At 42.7% G+C, this 19,701-nt stretch carries 11 protein-coding genes; 9 read left to right on the top strand and 2 right to left on the bottom strand.

Going from position 1 to position 19,701, the window contains the following annotated elements; translation table 11 throughout:
- The first annotated feature begins 161 nt into the window (after positions 1–161).
- The 5 genes from AC4II3_RS02465 to AC4II3_RS02445 all read left to right on the top strand — a co-directional run bounded on the left by AC4II3_RS02465 (position 162) and on the right by AC4II3_RS02445 (position 6,927).
- On the top strand, positions 162–1,580 hold the full coding sequence (locus tag AC4II3_RS02465; protein WP_488029102.1) for a hypothetical protein: 1,419 nt from the start codon (positions 162–164) through the stop codon (positions 1,578–1,580).
- A gap of 192 nt (positions 1,581–1,772) precedes the next feature.
- Positions 1,773–3,056: an RNA-guided endonuclease IscB gene (iscB, locus tag AC4II3_RS02460; protein WP_488007226.1), complete on the top strand. Its 1,284-nt coding sequence runs from the start codon at positions 1,773–1,775 to the stop codon at positions 3,054–3,056.
- A gap of 114 nt (positions 3,057–3,170) precedes the next feature.
- A complete protein-coding gene (locus AC4II3_RS02455; RefSeq protein ID WP_488007228.1) occupies positions 3,171–4,457 on the top strand; it encodes a M16 family metallopeptidase in 1,287 nt (428 codons plus the stop codon).
- A 245-nt stretch (positions 4,458–4,702) separates the two neighbouring features.
- Positions 4,703–5,977 (top strand): M16 family metallopeptidase, encoded by a 1,275-nt coding sequence (locus AC4II3_RS02450; protein WP_488007230.1) that lies wholly within the window; start codon positions 4,703–4,705, stop codon positions 5,975–5,977.
- A gap of 140 nt (positions 5,978–6,117) precedes the next feature.
- Positions 6,118–6,927: a peptidoglycan-binding domain-containing protein gene (locus AC4II3_RS02445; protein ID WP_488007232.1), complete on the top strand. Its 810-nt coding sequence runs from the start codon at positions 6,118–6,120 to the stop codon at positions 6,925–6,927.
- A gap of 343 nt (positions 6,928–7,270) precedes the next feature.
- Here AC4II3_RS02445 and AC4II3_RS02440 read toward each other — a convergent pair whose 3' ends face one another.
- Complete coding sequence (locus AC4II3_RS02440; protein WP_488015913.1) at positions 7,271–7,912, bottom strand: hypothetical protein; 642 nt, start codon at positions 7,910–7,912, stop codon at positions 7,271–7,273.
- A gap of 268 nt (positions 7,913–8,180) precedes the next feature.
- Between AC4II3_RS02440 and AC4II3_RS02435 the strand changes: the two genes are divergently transcribed.
- Positions 8,181–11,648: a response regulator gene (locus tag AC4II3_RS02435; RefSeq protein WP_488015911.1), complete on the top strand. Its 3,468-nt coding sequence runs from the start codon at positions 8,181–8,183 to the stop codon at positions 11,646–11,648.
- 52 nt (positions 11,649–11,700) lie between these two features.
- Here AC4II3_RS02435 and mnmH read toward each other — a convergent pair whose 3' ends face one another.
- Entirely contained in the window at positions 11,701–12,768 is a 1,068-nt protein-coding gene (mnmH, locus tag AC4II3_RS02430; RefSeq protein ID WP_488015909.1) for a tRNA 2-selenouridine(34) synthase MnmH, read from the bottom strand.
- Positions 12,769–13,854: 1,086 nt separating this feature from the next.
- On the opposite strand from mnmH, the gene AC4II3_RS02425 reads away from it, so the two are divergent.
- The 3 genes from AC4II3_RS02425 to AC4II3_RS02415 all read left to right on the top strand — a co-directional run bounded on the left by AC4II3_RS02425 (position 13,855) and on the right by AC4II3_RS02415 (position 19,417).
- Positions 13,855–15,039 carry a linear amide C-N hydrolase gene (locus tag AC4II3_RS02425; RefSeq protein ID WP_488010172.1) on the top strand — a complete coding sequence of 395 codons (1,185 nt, stop codon included), beginning with the start codon at positions 13,855–13,857 and terminating at the stop codon, positions 15,037–15,039.
- A 1,377-nt stretch (positions 15,040–16,416) separates the two neighbouring features.
- A complete protein-coding gene (locus tag AC4II3_RS02420) occupies positions 16,417–17,619 on the top strand; it encodes a linear amide C-N hydrolase (RefSeq protein ID WP_488010173.1) in 1,203 nt (400 codons plus the stop codon).
- 451 nt (positions 17,620–18,070) lie between these two features.
- A complete protein-coding gene (locus AC4II3_RS02415; protein WP_488010174.1) occupies positions 18,071–19,417 on the top strand; it encodes a lipase family protein in 1,347 nt (448 codons plus the stop codon).
- Positions 19,418–19,701 lie beyond the last annotated feature (284 nt).

Below are 19,701 nucleotides of genomic sequence, written 5' to 3'. Positions count from 1 at the left end.
GAGGGGCTGTGTGCGGAACTTGCTTCCGCACCTTGTAAGCCCCGTGGAAACCCCCTTTGGCGGCGCTGCATCGCTTTTTGGTATTCCTGGCTTTGCTCCTGCTACAGGCAATGGATTCTAACCAGTTAACCCCTGAGTCTAACCAAAGCAACGATCAATCAATGGATTCTGACGTTGCACCCCACCCTTGGGACGAACCACTTTCTGATCCCGAGGCTCAAACCGATGAGCCATTCTCTGAAACACTACAACCCCATGAAGGAAATTCTAAAAGTACGTTTCTTTTGTTGGTGGTGGTGGGCATGGGATTGGGTCTAGTATTTTTAACCGGCGGCTTTTATGTTTTTACCCGTCCCTGTGTATTTGGGTCTTGTAGTTCACTGAATGAAGCTCAGCTATTGAGTAAAAAATCAGCAGACACCCTCAAAAAACCTAAATCGGGAAAGGACATTCTCGAAGCTCAGAAGGAATTAAAGACAGCGATTGAAGCACTCAAAGCAATTCCGTTTTGGTCAATGAAGCATGAAACAGCACAAGAGTTGCTTCAAGCCTATCAAGTTAGAGGTAAAGACCTAGATCAGTTAGTGACAGCCATGCAAATGGCGGCTAGGGCAGGTCATAAAGGGAAAAATCCTCCCCATAAGGCATCAAAGTGGATAGCAATTCAAAAACTGTGGCGAGAGGCAATTGCCCGCCTTGAACAAATGCCTAAGGAGAGTAGCCTTAATGCTATAGCGCAACAAAAAATTAAGCTATATAAGGTCAATTTAGACGAAGTTAATCGGCGATTAGTCAAAGAAAGACAGGCTAATCAAATTATGAAAGCGGCTAAGAAAGCGGCTCAGATTGCCCAAGCTCGCCAGGGTGTAGCCCAGACTTTAGAGGAATGGCAACTAGTTTTTAGTACTTGGAAAACTGCATTAGACCGTCTCAACCAAATTCCTAAAGCAACAACCGTTGAAGAGGACAAGCAACGACTGCAGGAATTCTATAAAACTAATCTGGCCAGGGCGCGCGATCGCAAAACCCAGGAAAAAATTGCTACCAACGCCTACAATCAGGGACTACGTCTAGCTCAGTTGGCTCAAAAAGCTCAGGGAAAGCAGCAATGGTCGGTGGCTGCGATTCATTGGCGCAACGCTTTAAATTACGTGAAGCAGGTTCCTAACTCTACATACTACCATAAAAATGCACAGTCTTTAATTGAGCCTTATCAAAACGCCCTTAAAGCAGTTCAAAGCAAGTTGCAGTTGCAGGTAAAGTTAAAACAAATTGGTAGTGATCTTGAACAAATCTGTACTGGGGAAACTCGAGTTTGTAATTACACCATTGATGAAAGTCTGATTAAAGTAGAATTAACACCTACTTATATGTATCAGGTCAGACAAACAGCCATCACCGCTCAAGTTAGAGGTGATGTAGAGGCTCACGCTGGCATCGTCAATCACGTATTGACTTTAGAAGATGCCCTCAAAGGGATTAGCTATAATTCCGATATCCCTATGGAAATCTATACCGCTGATGGGGCTCTGATTCAGGTACACAGTCCTCCTAGTGTAAGCCTTGGCAATTCCCGGTAATTTCCGGGATTGCCAACTAGGATGCAGACTCAGGATTTACTTCCTACGTTGGTTTGGTCATGACACCCAGGGGTGAACTCCAGCTTCTGGCTCTGTCGCTAATCATTAAGATAAAGGCAAAATGTGTGGTTAGCTCAACAAGCCATCCCAACATTGTCTAGGAACACATTACCGAATTGAGATGCATTAATCATGCAAAATTATGTTTTTGTTATTGACACAAAAAAGCAACCATTAAACCCCATTTCCCCAAAGAAAGCTCGTCGGTTATTAGACAAAGGCAAGGCAGCGGTTTTCAGAATGTACCCGTTCACAATCATCTTGAAGACTGCGATTGATAATCCAACTATCTCACCTTGTCAAATCAAGATTGACCCTGGCAGCAAGGTCACCGGATTTGCCCTAGTCCAAAACAACCAAGTTATTTGGGGAATGGAATTAGAACACAGGGGAGGATTGATAAAAAAAAAACTAGAGTCTAGAAAAGCTGTAAGACACCGAAGGCGTAATCGCAACACCCGCTACAGAAAACCCAGATTCCTTAACCGTAGACGAAAAGAAGGCTGGCTTGCCCCTAGCTTAGAGCACAGGGTTTTGACTATTGAAACCTGGGTGAAACGATTAATTAAGTTCTGTCCAATCAATCAGATTTGGGTCGAAAGAGTTAAGTTTGATACCCAGAAAATGCAGAACCCTGAAATCAATGGTGTTGAGTACCAACAAGGTGAACTAGCTGGCTACGAAGTAAAGGAGTACTTACTTGAGAAATGGGGAAGAGAATGTACCTATTGCGGTAAACAGTCTGTTCCCTTGCAGATCGAACACATTCACCCAAAGTCATTGGGTGGAAGTAATCGGGTCAGTAATCTCTGCTTAGCCTGCGAAAAATGCAATCAACGGAAAGGAAACAAACCCATAGAGGAATTCCTAAAAAAGAAACCAAATCTACTTCAGAAAATCAAAACTAAAACTAAGCAACCATTACCGGATGCAGCAGCGGTGAATACGACTCGTAACAAGTTAGTAAAGGTACTTCGATCAATCAAGTTTGTGGTCACCGGAACGGGAGCGCAAACCAAATACAACCGGACTAGATTAGGACTACCTAAGCAGCACTGGATTGATGCCGCTTGTGTTGGGAATATTGAGACCTTGGTCTTGAAAACCTCTCAGCCGCTGTTAGTCACTTGCAAGGGGCAGGGAGGGAGACAGAAAGCAGCACTTAACAAATACGGTTATCCCATTAGACACAACCCACTCAAACCAATCAAAGGCTGGCTCACTGGGGACATAGCCAAGCATCAAAAACTAGGGATAGGCAAAGTCACCCCTAGAAGCAAAGGAAGCTTTGGATTTACCCCGTTAGGAATGAAAGGTTATAAGAGCTGCTTTCCTCAAGATATATCAGCAATACACCGAAAAGATGGATACACTTACAGCTTTTGCCAGCACATGCCGGAATTTACCTGGAAATAGTCGTCCTAGACGTTCCTGGCACTTAGTTAGGAGAACTGTGAAGTAGTAATCATGATCTTTAACACTGGGTTAACCTAAATTAACCTTAAGTAATATCATGAAAGAAGTTACACATTGAGATTAGAAGCATTGTTATCTGAGCCCCTGCCTCAAGTAAAGTTTCCTGCTAGTGTTTTCAAACTGACCAATGGCTTGAATGTCATTCATCAATACCTAAGCGCTACACCAGTAGTAGTGGCGGATGTGTGGGTTGGTGCTGGTGCGATCGCAGAACCACAAGAATGGTCTGGCATGGCTCACTTCTTGGAACACATGATTTTTAAGGGCACCGAGACCATTGCTCCTGGTGTGTTTGACTATGTGATTGAAAGCCACGGTGGTGTAACGAATGCGGCTACTAGCCATGACTTTGCTCATTTTTTCGTAACCAGTGCTTCTGAGTACTTAAAACACACCCTGCCTCCTTTGGCAGAATTACTCTTACATCCTGCTATTCCTGAAGAAGAATTTGTCCGGGAACGGTGTGTGGTGTTAGAAGAAATTCGTGGCAGTTACGATAATCCTGATTGGGTGGGATTTCAAGCTCTTTCTGAGAGCGTTTACCAACGTCACCCCTATGGCAGACCGATTCTGGGTACTGAAGCGGATTTGATGGCTCACTCTCCCCAACAAATGCGCTGTTTCCACCAATGCCATTACCAGCCGGAAAATATGACTGTGGTGATTGTAGGTGATATTGACCAAGAGTCAGCATTAACTATAGTTAACCAGTCATTTCAAGATTTTCCTTCCCCCACTGATTGTCCTAAATCAGAGGTGATAGCTGAACCACCATTTATCGGAATTAGGCGTCAGGAACTAAACTTGCCTCGCCTGGAACACGCACGTCTATTGATGGCTTGGCACGGACCAGGGATAGATCAGCTTGGGGATGCTTGTGGTTTAGATTTACTCTCTGTGCTTCTGGCTGATGGACGCTCTTCTCGCTTGGTAAGAGAATTAAGGGAAGAGAAACAATTAGTGCAAGACATTGGTAGTAGTTTCTCTCTACAGCGTGATTCGAGTTTGTTTACTATTACCGCCTACCTAGAACCAGAGTACCTGGAACAGGTAGAAGCAATAATTAGGGAACACCTGTGGCAATTGCAACAGACACCAGTGTCAACCACAGAAATCAAACGCTGTCAACGTCAGCTCTATAACGACTATATTTTTTCCACAGAATCTGCTGGTCAACTTGCTGGTTTGTATGGTTACTACAGTACTATTGCTACAGCAGAAGCAGCCTATAGTTATCCGATTGAGATTCAAAAGCTAACAGCTAATGACGTAATGCAATTAGCCCAGCGGTATCTTTCTCCCCATCGCTATGCTATCACAATTCTCAACAGTATAGCTTAGATCGTAACTCATTTTTAGATTCAAAAGCTGAGATATTTAGATCTAATTAACTTAGCTGATACTGTATCTTTATACCATCGCCTGAGCTATCACAATCCTCAAAAGGATAGCTTATATTTTAACTCATTAAAGGTAGTAAATCCTCACAAAGGCATGTAGTAAAAGTGGTAATTTGTGCATTTAAAATTTGGAATTTAAAATTTTCCTAAGACCTAAGACTATCAAGCCTAATACCTAAGACCATCATGCCTAATATCACACTAAAGCAACAACAGAATATCCATCGCACAGTGCTAGATAATGGCATCGTGGTGATAGTAGTTGAAAATGCTGCTGCTGATATCATTGCCAGCCGTCTATTTATTCGGGCAGGTAGTCAGTGCGATCCACCAAACCAAGCTGGGCTATCTCACCTGGTCTCAGCAGTTATCACCAAGGGAACCCAAGAATTATCCTCCATAGACATTGCCGAACGAGTGGAGTCTATGGGGGCTCAACTTGGTGCTGATGCCGCTAACGATTATTTTCTACTCTCCCTGAAAACCGTTGCAGCTGACTGGTTTGAAATGTTACAGCTAGCAGGACAGATTTTGCGATCGCCTAGTTTCCCAGATGCCGAAGTAGACCTAGAAAGGTACCTAACCATTCAAACTATTCGTGGGCAACAGGAGCAACCCTTTAACATTGCCTATAAGCAATTGCGACAGGCAATCTATCAAGACCATCCCTACGGCTTTTCGGTGTTGGGAGAAGAAGCTACGGTATCTACACTGGATCGAGCTGACTTAGAACACTATCATCACACTTATTTCCGCCCTGATAACCTCATAATTAGTATTGCAGGTCGTATTAACTCAGAAGATGCGATTAAGCAGGTAGAGCAAGTGTTTGGGGATTGGCAAGTTCCCGATACACCCCTGAGCAAACCCTCCTTACCCTCCCCCATTGCCCAACCCTGCCAAGTGACCACTGCCCAAGACACGCAGCAGTCGATTGTGATGCTGGGTTATCTTACCTCAGCCATACAAGAGGCTGACTTTGCTACCCTCAAACTCCTGAATACCTACCTGGGGAATGGTCTTTCTAGCCGCTTGTTTGTAGAACTCAGAGAAAAACGGGGTTTAGCCTATGATGTCTCAGCATTGTTTCCTACACGCCAGTCGGCTTCTACGTTTATAGCGTACATGGGAACAGCACCAGAAAATACAGAAACTGCCCTGGTTGGTCTGGTTACGGAAGTGGAACGCCTTTGTTCTCAACAACTGAGTCAGGATGAATTGCAAGTTGCCAAAAATAAGCTTCTTGGTCAGTATGCACTAGGTAAACAAACCAATGGTCAGCTCGCTCAAGTCTATGGCTGGTATGAGACGATCGGGCTAGGAGTTGAGTTTGATACCCTGTTTCAACAAGATGTGACAAAGGTTACTCCAGAGATGGCTCAAGCAGCAGCTAATCGCTATTTCATTGAACCTTATATTTCTTTAGTCGGACCGGCTGAAGCAATAAACTTCCTCAGTTAACAGAGCAAACCAAAAATTTCAGGTCTCTCCCGTGTTTTATGTTTTAACCGGGGGAGACCTCAATTTATTGTTGTCTATAAATCCGCTTGAATCGATAAAGTTAAATTAAGTCGTGACAAGATTTAATTGGCTGTAAAGATATGGATTCTATAGACACCACTAACAGCATTATCGGTATAACTATCTTTGGATCAGTAGCCCTTAGCTTAGGGAATTTGCCAGCAGTTGCCCTTGAAGCCAATGGCGTTGTCCCAAAACTGGCTCAAGCAATTACCTCAGTCAAAATCAACCGACCAACTCTCGACATTGGTAGTGAAGGGGAAAGAGTATCTGAATTACAAGCAGTTCTTAAATTATTAGGGTATTACACAGGAGAGGTAAATGGGGTCTATGGAGATAATACTGCGATCGCTGTCTCCAAGCTCCAGCAACAAGCAGGTTTAACTCCCCATGGCATCATGGGAGCTGCTGAATGGAATTTTTTGTTTCCAAGCATCCCACCCAATCCAACATCCTCAACCTCTACTTCCAATCCCTTACCCTCAGCAAGTAGAACACCACCAACCACCTCTGATGGCATCTCAGCTTCATCGTTTCCGACGCCTTCCATCACAGAAGCTATTACCCAAACCACCACAACTCGTCCCAACCCTTCTTCCCCAGCAAGTACCACTGGCTTTGGTAATCGCACTACCACAACAGGCAATGCGGTGTCTGTCGAGAGAACTAAGCCTAGCGCTATAACGTTACCAATTCTCCGACAAGGTATGCGTGGTCCAGCAGTCCAGCAATTGCAGAGGCGACTGAAATCTCTTGGTTTTTTAAAAGCCACAGTGGATGGGGTATTTGGAGAGGTTACGAAAGCCGCAGTTCAAGCCGCTCAGCGCAAGTTCAAACTAGAACCTGATGGCATTGTTGGTCCTGCTACTTGGAATGCTTTGCTACGTTGATGAAATTTTTGTTGTTCCCGTAGCGTGGCCGTTCGCGCAGCGTGGCCTACGGCCTTAAGGCCATGGTTGACGATTGAAAGTGAAAAGTTAACAGTTAACAGTTCACTAATCAACCGTCAACAATACACTAGTTATATTTGTAGTTATATCGTGTCCGGTTGACTACTTATCATCCTTGATTGATATTACTGCTTTGCTTGTTTCTGTTGCTTGACTTCTTGCTTCAATACAGAACTAATTCCTAAGAGCTAATTTGTAAAGTAAATATTAAGAAGCCTGAAAACCTTGCTATGATTGTCTTTTTGGTATTAAATAGTTCAATTGTTCTAGTTTAGCGCAAGCCTTATCCTACAAGGATTACAGCGAGTTTACAAATTAGCTCTAAAGCTCCCAAAGCTAAAATCCCTAGGGTAGAAGCAGGTTCAGGAACTTTTTCACCTGTAGACAATGACAGCTCAGCACGAGATACAATGGCATCATCTCCATAAAATACTGGAATCTCGCCACTATTGGCATTAAAGACGTTGACGATTTCTCCTGAGTCGTAAAATTCCAGTAAATTTAAAGACACCGATTGCTTAGTTCTTACTGGGAGATTGCGGATCAGATCAATAATAATAGTATCCAATCCTATGATACCAAATATATCGGTAGTAATCAGGGCATTGTTTGGTGTCAGGTCTAAAATTAGTTCCGCTTGGGATAAGTCATTGATTGATGTTGCCAAGTCAGAAAAATCAAAGCTCCAATTCGTATCTTCATCAATCCCATTACCAAGGGTAGTGTTATCCCCATTCCTTTCTATCGTAAAATCGCCGTTTTGTAGGGTTTGACCAATACTAGCATTTAGTATTGTTGCAGGAGTTGAGCTCCCAATCGCTTCAGCTGTGAAATCAAGACGACTAGCCAACGCTTTTCCAGGGATTAAGCAACTGCTCAAAACCACGGCAACTGTAGCCACTGATAACCCTTTTAAACTAACCATGTTGATGCCCCCAAACCAAAAATCACGTTAGTGTTAATGGCAAAATAACTGTATTATACTCCGCTCACGAGAATTTGGTAACAAAACAAGCGATAGTCCAGATAAAGATTTATGAAGTCTTTTATAAGCATTCAGGCATCAGAAAATAAAGGACTTTAAGCCTCCTTACTTCAGTCAAGGGTGGTGACGCTATTTTTTCTAGATTTCTGGGAATTCTGTAAATGTAACTCAAATGCGATTTGTCAGTCAAGCAGGATGGCACAAGCAAATGATATTCAAATCTTTAGCCCAAGGGGTTTCCAAGGTTTCTGGGAAAGTTCCCCTTCGCCTGATCTTGGTCATACCATTTGTCCTGCAAATCTTCGCAGCTGTGGGACTTGTGGGATATCTGTCCTATAGAAACAGCAAGAGAGCGGTTAATGATGTTGCTACTCAACTGCTTGAAGAAGTCAATGCTCGGGTTGAGCAGAATTTGGAGGCTTACCTAACCATTCCTCATCTAGTTAATCAGATTAATGCCACTGCCATCAATCTAGGTCAATTGAATTTGCAAGATATTCCTCAATTAGAGCGTTACTTTTGGCGGCAGCTTCAGATCTTTAATACCCTGACATTTACTGGATTAGGCTTAGAGAATAAAGACAACCTAGGAGCAGAACGATTAGATGATGGGAAACTGATACTAAGAGTTTCCACCAAAGCTAGCAATCATATTTTTTACTCCTATTCTACTAACGAATCTGGGGAGCGATGTAGCGCGGTCTTGGGGGAAATCCCCATAAGTGACTGCATCAAGAAGCGTCAGGAAATCCTAGACAGTATTAAATTTGATCCGCGCACTCGACCATGGTATAGAACTGCTGTCAAAGCTGGTCGCTCAACTTGGAGTGAAATTTACCCCAATACTGCTGGTGTAACTGCCTATCTCGGTGCATCAATGCCGTTTTACGACAAACAGGATAAATTGCAGGGGGTACTCCTAACTAATATAAATTTATCACAAATCGGCAAATTTTTACGCAGTATAAACGTTGGCAAAACTGGACAAGTTTTTATCATTGAACCTTCGGGAATGCTCGTAGCAACCTCTACTGGTGAGAAGCCTTTTCGCACTACTCATCAAGACTACGGAGCCGAACGATTTAAAGCAACGGATAGTAGTAATGCTTTCACTAAAGCTACGGCTCAATATTTATCAACCAAGCTGAATCAAAAACAACCAATTCAACGTTTACAGCAATGGGAATTTGCTGTTGACGGTAAACGAAAATTTGTACAAATACAGCCGTTTCAAGATGAGTTTGGCTTGGATTGGTTGATTGTGGTAGTGGTGCCAGAAGCGGATTTCATCGAACAAATCCACGCCCATACCCGCACTACTATTGCTTTATGCCTAGTAGCATTGTTACTGGCAACAGAAGTCGGAATCGTTACATCCCGTTGGGTTGTCCGGCCTATCCTCCAACTCAAGGATGCAGCCATTGCTCTAGAGAAGGGACAATTTGACCAAATTGTCAACCAGGAGCGCTCCGATGAGCTTGGGGTTTTGGTTAAGGCATTTAATAACATGGCAAGACAATTGCAAGAGTCGTTTGCCACCCTAGAAGCCAAGAATACTGAATTGCAGCACCTCGATCAACTGAAAAACGAATTTTTAGCGAATACCTCCCAAGAACTCCGCACCCCCCTCAATGGCATGATCAGTATTGCTGAATCCCTGATGGATGGTGTTGCAGGACAATTGCCCTCCAAAGCAAACGCTAATCTTGCCATCATTGCATCTAGTGGAAAAAGACTAGGGAATTTAGTCAACGATCTCCTGGATTTTTCCAAGCTAAAACACAAACATCTTGAACTTCAAATTAAGCCAGTCAGCATGCGAGAAATAGTCAATCTCGTCCTTGGACATTCCCACTCTCTAATTGCGAAAAAACCTTTGCAGTTAATTAACTCAATTCCTGCCGATCTGCCCTTGGTCGATGCTGACGAAAATCGGCTGCAACAAATTCTTTATAACTTAATCGAGAATGCTATTAAGTTTACTGAATCTGGTAAGGTGGAAGTATCAGCTGAGCAGTTACCCGTTAGCAATGACGAGTTACCAATGTTAGTCATTACTGTCTCAGATACAGGAATTGGTATTCCAGCAGATAAATTAAATCGGATTTTTGACTCCTTTGAATCAGTAGATTGCTCCAGGACTAAAAAATATGGCGGGAGGGGTTTGGGATTAGCGGTTACTAGACAGTTAGTCGAGTTACACGGTGGCAAAATTCATGTGCGATCGCTTCGCCTGCCAGAAGCACAATGTCGCCTGGGAGGATCCCCTAAGCGTACGCAAAATAAGTCTGGTTCCCAGTTTACATTTACTTTGCCAGTGTCTCAGAGGCAGGTTCAGCAGACCTCAGCACTGTTGCCAATTGAATCCATCGCTCCAGTTCCGGATTTGACGAATGAAACCCCGAACTTTACTGGAGCCTTAGCAGCAGACAGTGGATATATCAAAATTTTGATTGTGGACGATGAACCAGTCAACCGCCAGGTTCTTACCAATTATCTTTCCATGGAAAACTATGCGATCGCTACAGCCACTAATGGTTTAGAAGCTTTAGAAATGCTCTCAACTGGCTTCCAGCCTGACTTGATATTACTGGATGTGATGATGCCCCGCATGACGGGTTATGAAGTTTGTGCAAAAATTCGCCAGAAGTTTTTGCCCAGTGAACTTCCGGTGATCATGTTAACCGCCAACAATCAAATTTCCGATTTGGTGGAAGGGTTTACGTGTGGAGTAAATGATTATCTGACTAAGCCTTTTTCTAAACATGAATTGTTAGCCCGAATTAAAAGTCATCTACGGCTTTCTAAAATTACCTCTGCTTATGGTAAGTTTGTCCCCCATGATTTTTTGCGCTTCCTAGGATATGACAGTATTGTTGATGTTAAATTAGGGGATCATGTTCAAAAAGAAATGACTGTTCTTTTTGCTGATATTCGTTCTTTTACCAGCCTATCAGAACAGTTATCTCCTCAAGAAAATTTTAACTTTATTAATAGCTATCTGAGTCGAGTTAGTCCAGCAATCCGAGCTCACAATGGCTTTATTGATAAGTACATTGGAGATGGAGTCATGGCACTTTTTCCTGAGTCAGCGGATGATGGGGTTCAAGGTGCACTTGAGATGCAGCAAACAGTTGCGGTCTACAATCAGCATCGGTGCCAAAGTGGTTATGTTCCGATTACTATCGGTATTGGTTTACATACAGGTAGCTTAATGCTAGGAACAATCGGTGAACAAAAGCGGATGGAAAGTACGGTTATTTCTGATGCAGTTAATCTTGCTTCCCGCTTGGAAGGATTAACTAAACTTTATGGTGCAGGGATTATGATTAGCCAACAAACCCTCTATAACCTGAATGAGTTTCAAAAGTACAGTTATAGGTTTCTGGATCGAGTCAAAGTTAAGGGAAAAAATAAACCGGTGGCAGTATTTGAGCTATTTGATCAAGATCAGCCGCAACTGAAGCAGTTAAAGAGACAAACTAAGAGTAACTTTGAACAAGCTGCTTTTCTCTACCATCGCCAAGCTTTCGCCCAAGCTGAACAGATATTTCAGTCAGTTTTACAAACCAATCCCCAGGATAAAGCAGCCATGCTCTATGTCAAACGCTGCCAAAGGTATCAAAGCTATGGGGTGCCAGAGGACTGGGAACGGGCAGAAGCGTTGCATGAGTAATAATTCGGCGTTGCCCAATTGTGCAATAATTGAGGGTAATGGGTAAAATAATTCAACAGCATAATTCCGTCAAAGACACTAAACTATTGACAAAATTATGAACACTCTGCTCTGATAAATCCACAATCGGTAACGTAAATTCTACATTTCCATAACACTTACTAATCGAGCGGCGGTAAGCTGGATCATAATGAGTTTCAAGCAAATCTCCTACCAAAGCATGACCTTGACCCTCATCAATCATTCCATACCACTGGTTAATTTTTTTCCAGCCATAGCGAGACTGTAGACACTCTAGCTTAGTTTTGAAAAATTCAGGGTTAGTACCCAAGTGAGGATACTCTTGCAACAACCATTCAATTCGACGTGCCAGGGGTAACTCAACTTCCACACAGCTAGCATCTTTCATATTTTGCCATACTGAATGAGGCAAATAAATTTGTCCAATCTTATTGCTTTCTGCTTCCACCCATACTGGCTTATGGACATCAAAGTGTTGCAATTTTTCCAATAGCAGGGATTCAAACCATTTTTGTGAGGGTTGAGATAATGGTTCATCTTCCCACTCTTGACCCAGCAGGGAACCTCGATGATTGGCTAACTCTTCTAAATCCAGCACCTGGACACCTCGCTGAGCAAGTTGCCGCAAAATCAGGGTTTTCCCACTACCCGTTAGTCCACACAATACTCGGTAAGTAAACTGTTGTGGCAACTGTTCTAATTGTTCCCTTACATAAGCTCGATAGGTTTTGTATCCCCGGTCGAGAACTGTAACTTGCCAGCCAATTTGAACTAACACTGCTGCCAAACTCTGGGAACGCTGTCCACCCCGCCAACAATAGACCAAGGGATGGTAATTTTTATCCTTAGCAGCAAAGTGACTTTCTAGATGTCGAGAGATATTACCAGCAACTAGAGAGGCACCAATTTTACGAGCTTCAAAGGAAGACACTTGTTTATAGATAGTCCCTACCTTAGCCCGTTGCTGATCATCGAGCACAGGTAGATTAATCGCACCTGGCATATGATCCTCAGCAAACTCACTTGGGGAGCGCACATCAATAATTTCGCTGTAGTCTTCTTCCTTTGGCTGCTGGGTATAGTTATGCGATCGCTGCATTCGATGTTCAATTCTGTGTTTCGTGACATACTGTACATCATAACTGCGAAAAACGCTATATAATTCATTTTTTTTGTATCATGAATAGCTAAACTATACTCCTGTTTTCTAATTATTTAGAGGATAATTTTTCTGATATCTATCCCTATCAAAATACCCCAGGTTACCCTGATAATCAAAATTATCTACTAATCCTAAATTAACAGGATTACCCCTTTATGCTCTCTAAATATCACGATTTTTCGCTCCTTTTTGGCAACAGGCTTTCCCCATACAAATTTTAGAGAAGGTGGGATGTAAAAAAAAATTTTGTTCACACGGATCATATCAAGTTAATTTTGTCAATATTTTCGTAAATAAACTTTATAAAACCTTTATCTACTCAAGTTACTTTTGTCAAGATTTTTGTAAATAAACTTTATAAAGCCTAGATCCAATCAAGTTACTTTTGTCAAGATTTTTGTAAATAAACTTTATAAAGCCTAGATCCATAAGCGGGCGACTTTTTGATTGATTAAGTGGGAAAAAATATGCTATAGTATTAATGTCGCGGGTGGCAAATCCCAGACATTAATATAGAGCTAATGGGAAGCGTAGGACTACTGTCCAGGTAGCAGCACCCAATGAATCGTCAATCCACTGAAAAGCTACGGCTGAGTAAGAATCTCCGCACCTGCTTCTTTCAGAGGAGCTTCGCCAACGCTAACAGGCCGCAGAGGATGTCAAAATAGTCCGGACACTTATGGTAAAGTAGCTGCTTAATAATGGAATGATTTTAAGAGTAGGTGCGCGCCTTAAGCGGGGGAGTAAATTGCCCTTGGGTCGCACCTGTAGAATGGGCATCTTGCCCGTCCTTTGATCTGTTGGCGCGGCCAGGATGCCCACTCTACTCCTATTCATCCAAAGACTGACGCAACGCCTTTTTTTTGGCAACTTAGCCCTGGGTAGACAATTAAAAAAATTGCGGTGGGACCCCGGTCGGGAAACCCGACCTAGGGAACGCGCACCAAGAGAAAGGCAAGTAGCCTGCAATCCTTGCATTGTATTCGTTCTGGATTCGAAAAAATTTCGGGAGTATTGAACTTAATGATGAAGAAGCATAATTTGAGGCTGAAGAAGGTAGCAACTATATTAGTTGTACTTATTACCATCCTCTCGATGGCAGTAGTTCCATCGGCTCAGGCTTGTAGTCGGTTAGTCTACAAAAGTCCAAAAGGACCAATTACTGCCCGCAGTATGGACTGGTTTCATCAACCCGATGCTAAGCTCTGGGTCTTTCCGAAAGGCATGGAGCGTAATGGTGGGGCTGGTACCAACTCAATCACATGGACTTCAAAATATGGCAGTATCATTACCTCGAGCTATGACATCGCCACCGTTGACGGTATAAACGATCAGGGTCTCGTTGCCAATCTCCTCTTTTTGGAAGAGACGGACTACGGTACAATTGAACCATGTGAGAACACCTTGTCCGTTGGAGGCTGGGGTCAATATGTCCTTGATAATTATGCAACCGTTGCAGAGGCAGTTGAAGCACTGGAAGCAAAACCCTTCGAGATCGTCACAGCCACCTTTAATCAACTCTTTAATGCAAACCTTATCTCCGAGGATACGCTGCCGAAACCACTTATACCATTAATGGGAGAGTTAAAGTTTGGACTTCACCTAGCGCTCTCGGATACAAGTGGAGATTCAGCGATCTTTGAATACATTGATGGTGAACTAAAAGTCCATCATAGTCGTAAATACGATGTACTGACCAATGACCCGACCTTTAATAAACAGGTTGAAATCAAGGACTATTGGGAACCCATTTACACAAATAAGAATCCGGTTACAAATCAGTTATTTCTGCCAGGCAGTAACAGTTCCTCAGATCGGTTCGTCCGGGCTAGCTATTACTTGGATGCAATGCATAAGAAGGAGTTTATTCAACAGAAGAAAAAACGGCGGAATGAGTTAGCTGCAGCGTTGGGCATCATCCGCAACGTCTCTGATCCACTCGGTCTGGATAGTTTCGCCTTTACCACCACCCAATGGCGGACTGTTGCGAGCCAAAATAAAAATCCAAAGCGTTTGGCCTACTTTTTTGAATACACCAAGAGTCCGAATCTTTTCTGGGTTATGATGAGCAAGCTGAAGCTTGAAGAGGGGGCAGATGTGATGGTGCTTGAAAAAATTGATGATATCAACTTTGCAGGCGAGGTGTCAGGACATTTCCAGGATAGCGCTCCCTTCTCCTGGGATATTTCCGCCACTATGAATAACTGATGATTCTGGGAATCAATAGTCTAGTGGAATTCTCAATTTTGTAACTTGGCTGAGGGGGCGAAAGTCGCCCCCTCAGCTAAGTTGCCTTATCAACCTGCTGAATGTGGGATGTAAGCTGTGTAGCAGCTTAGTGTGTGAAATGAATCTACACCAGAAGCCAGTATCGCCATGTGTTCATTGCCGACTAATGGTTTCAAGTATTTGCGTACATTAACAGCTGCAAAATTGGCGTTGCTGAATTAAGGAATGAATGTGCGATCATCTGGTTTTCTTAAAGCCCCCGTTGGTTCCCCGAGCGAGCAATCCCTCGCTCAGGGGAAGCAAGAGAGTTTTTTCGCCCCAGAATTGGGCTATCCCTTATCAACATATTTGTTTAGGAAAAACTTGAAAAATTTTAGAAATGATTACTTAGAAGTAAATAGAGATTTATTGACTTGACAAAGCTGAATTTAACAAGCAGGAATATAGTAATTCATACCCATTAGTAAAGGGCGATCGGAGACAGATCACCTTTGCAATCAGTTAGCAGTCTTATGTCTATGTAGTCTTTGTTTAGAATCTAAGATTCATAAACAAAAGAATTATGACAAAATAGCCAAGTGCGGGATAGCCAAGTGCGGGCAATATCATCTAATCATCTTAGACGTCAAAAAAATTTTTCACACGTTTTATATCAAGTTGTTTTTGTCAATAGTTTTGTAAATAAACTTTATAAAGCCTAGAGCCACTCAAGGGACTTTTGTCAATAGTTTTGTAAATAAACTTTATAAAGCCTAGAGCCATAAACGGGCGACTTTTTGATTGATTAAATTGGAATAAATATGCTATAGTATTAATGTCGCGGGTGGCAAATCCGAGACATTAATATAGAGCTAATGGGAAGCGTAGGACTAGTGTCAAAGTAGCAGCACCCAATAAATCGTCAATCCACTGAAAAGTTACGGCTGAGTAAGAATCTCCGCACCTGCCTCTTTCAGAGGACCTTCGCCAACGCTAACAGGCCGGAGAGGATGTCAAAATAGTCCGGACACTTATGGTAAAGTAGCTGCTTAATAATGGAATGATTTTAAGAGTAGGTGCGCGCCTTAAGCGGGGGAGTAAATTGCCCTTGGGTCGCACCTGTAGAATGGGCATCTTGCCCGTCCTTTGATCTGTTGGCGCGGCCAGGATGCCCACTCTACTCCTATTCATCCAAAGACTGACGCAACGCCTTTTTTTTGGCAACTTAGCCCTGGGTAGACAATTAAAAAAATTGCGGTGGGACCCCGGTCGGGAAACCCGACCTAGGGAACGCGCACCAAGAGAAAGGCAAGTAGCCTGCAATCCTTGCATTGTCTTCGTTCTGGATTCAAAAAAATTTCGGGAGTATTGAACTTAATGATGAAGAAGCATAATTTTATGCTCAAGAAGGTAGCAACTATATTGGTTGTACTTATTACCATCCTGTCCATGGCAGTGATACCACCGGCTCAAGCCTGTAGCCGGTTAGTCTACGAAAGTTCAAACGGACCAATTACTGCACGCAGTATGGACTGGTTTCAGGACCCCGATGCTAAGCTCTGGTTCTTTCCGAAAGGCCTAGAGCGTGATGGTGGGGCTGGTGCCAACTCAATCACATGGACTTCGAAATATGACAGTATCATTACCTCGAGCTATGACCTTGCCACCGTTGATGGTATAAACGATCAGGGTCTCGTTGTCAATCTCCTCTTTTTGGAAGCGACGAAATACGGTGATCTTGAACCAGGAGAGAAAGCCTTGTCCCTTGGAGGTTGGGGTCAATATGTCCTTGATAATTATGCAACTGTTGAAGAGGCAGTTCAAGGACTGAAAAAAGAACCCTTCCAGATCGTTACAGCTAAGTTTGATGATCTAGTGTCGGCAGGGCTTCTCTCCCCGCTGCCGCCACCACTTCAAAAAATTATGGGACAACTGGAGTTTGCACTTCACCTAGCGCTTTCGGATCCAAGTGGGGATTCAGCAATCATTGAATATCTTAATGGTGAGCAAATAATCCATCATGGTAATCAATACGATGTGCTGACTAATGATCCAACCTTTGACAAACAGCTTGCCCTCAATGAATCTTGGCTTACCCTCAATACCTATTGGGGTGAACAGACCAAAAATGGGTCGTCATTTCTGCCAGGTACCAACAGTGCCACATCTCGCTTCGTCCGGGCTAGCTATTACTTGAGAACCATGGAGGATAATGTTTTTAAATCCAGACTGGTGCAAAATCGGCGTAGTGAGTTGGCTGCAGCGTTGGGCATCATCCGCAATGTCTCCGATCCACTCGGTCTGGATGGTTTCGCCTTCACCACCACCCAATGGCGAGCTCTTGCGAACCAAAGGAAGACGAGTCAAAAGATTACTAATGATCCAAATACCACCTACTTTTTTGAATACACCAAGAATCCGAATGTTTTCTGGGCTGATATAAACAAACTGAACGCTCAAAATGTAGGTGTGATGGTATTTGACGATGTTACAGATCCGTTCTTGGCAGGCGATGTGTCAAAACGGTTCGAGAAAACATGTCCCTTCTCCTGGGATATCTCCTCCACCATGGATGACTGATACTTTGTAGGTTTTTGATTACTGAATGATCATAGGAATCAATTAGTGTAATTCTCAATATTTGAACTTAGCTGAGGGGGCAAAAGTTGTCTCCTCGCTTTTGGAAAAATTTTTCGCCAAACTCAAACAGTATTGAGCGATCGCGAAGCGTCTCCCCTGGAGAATCACTAAATCCCTAATGACTATTCAGAAACTCAAAAATACTGAATCAAAGACTCCAAACCTTGATGTGATTAGTTCAGGACTTACGCAGAGACAATACATAATAGCCTTCAAAGCTATAACGTTATAGTTTTTGAACTGTATATATAGTAAATTTGCCTAAGTCCTAATAGTTGATAACTTGCTTTTTAGGCGATTCTATCAATTTTGAATACAGTTTTAGTCGTGCTAAGGCACGACTAGTATAATTATCAAGATTTTAACTTAATCGTAACTCAGTTTTTTCTTTATGGTTTCATACAATACCCGACAACAAATCTTTTCCCTAAACATGGCGTCTAATGTAGTTGCTGCAATAAAAGAAGATCAGCAAGATCTACAAGCCTTGGCAACTGAAAAACTTAATGCAATTTTCTCAAATCCCGATGTACAAGCATTAATTGGAAAATGGGAACTCGTATGGGGTGCAGCTGTTTATCAACATGATGGCCAAATAATAGACTCTCAATATGCTGATAGTGTCATGTATATGGCAAAATCTCTGGATAGTGAGAGATCTGACCGTTACGTCATTGCTATTGCTGGGACGAATCCAGCATCATTGTTTGGTTGGGCTGTGGAAGACTTCTGGGTCTCGAAGACTAGGCTCTGGAATCAGGGCCGACCATGGGAGTCCGATCCTGAAGACCAAACAACAGTCGGTAAGCGAGTTTCTGCTGGCACGAGTGTAGGACTCCGTATTCTTCTTGAAGATATGAAATCTAACGATAAGTCTCTTCTAGATTACCTGAGGGAGCAAATGAACAATGCTAGCAAGCCAGTTTCAATTACTGTCTGTGGCCATAGTTTAGGAGGTGCTCTTTCACCTACCCTTGCCTTATCATTGATGGATCGACGCAGCGATTGGGACCCTGAGAGTAAGGCAACTTTATTGGCTTCACCTTCAGCAGGGGCAACTCCTGGTAATGACCTATTTGCTGAATATTATGACAGTCAGCTAGGTGATGTAACAGATCGCATTTGGCATTACCTTGATTTTGTACCTCATGGGTGGGGACAAGATACGCTAGAAGAAACCAAAACCTTCTACAATCCATACATTACCACCACTACGCTAATTAATTTGTTTGTTGATTTGTGTCTAGATCTGAGTGAACGTAGTGGTGTGATATATAAGGATATCTGCTCCAAGCAGGAGGAGAGTTTCACCACAGAGTATAACCCTGATGCTCCCAATGTTTTGGGTAATTTTACAGCTAGTTTTCTCTCAAAACTGATAGCAAGAATGATATTCCGTTTTTTTGATATTAATCCAACTCCAGATCAGATTAATTTCTTGAGTGAAATCATCAAGCCAATAATTGAGGAATTAATGGGAATTAGTGAATCAAGCACGGCTTTAGACGAGCAAAAAATTAAGATTGCGGTCGCACCATATGTACAACAGATTAGAGAAAAATTACCAACAGAGGGATTGATAGCAAAAAAGGTCGCTCAGGAAGTGGAAAACGATATAATAGACATTTTGTCAAGTATAGGGGACTTCACCAAGTATCTGTCACAGGCTCTTTACCAACATGTAGATCCTTACTGTGAATATCTGGGGATTAATGAGTTTATGGGTTTGATAAGTTAATGACATCACGGTTCCCAATCCTGCTGGTGTTTCCAAAAGCTAAACTTCCACAAAGATAGCTGTTGAAATCTTACCTTATTGTAGAATCAAAAATGTGAGAATATCCAAGCGAGCAGGTGATATGTGAATAAGTAGCTTGATTTCTAAAGGATTTCAAGCCTGTGGAGAAGATAAGTTATATCATGTCCGGTTGAATAGTTACACTTTAGATGAACACCAAGGAAATCCCCCCTACCCCCCTTTCAAAGGGGGGAAGCAGAAGGGAATATTGGTTTAAGAGGATA

The organism is Moorena sp. (genome assembly GCF_982860115.1).
This window is presented reverse-complemented; position numbering and strand designations above follow the sequence as displayed.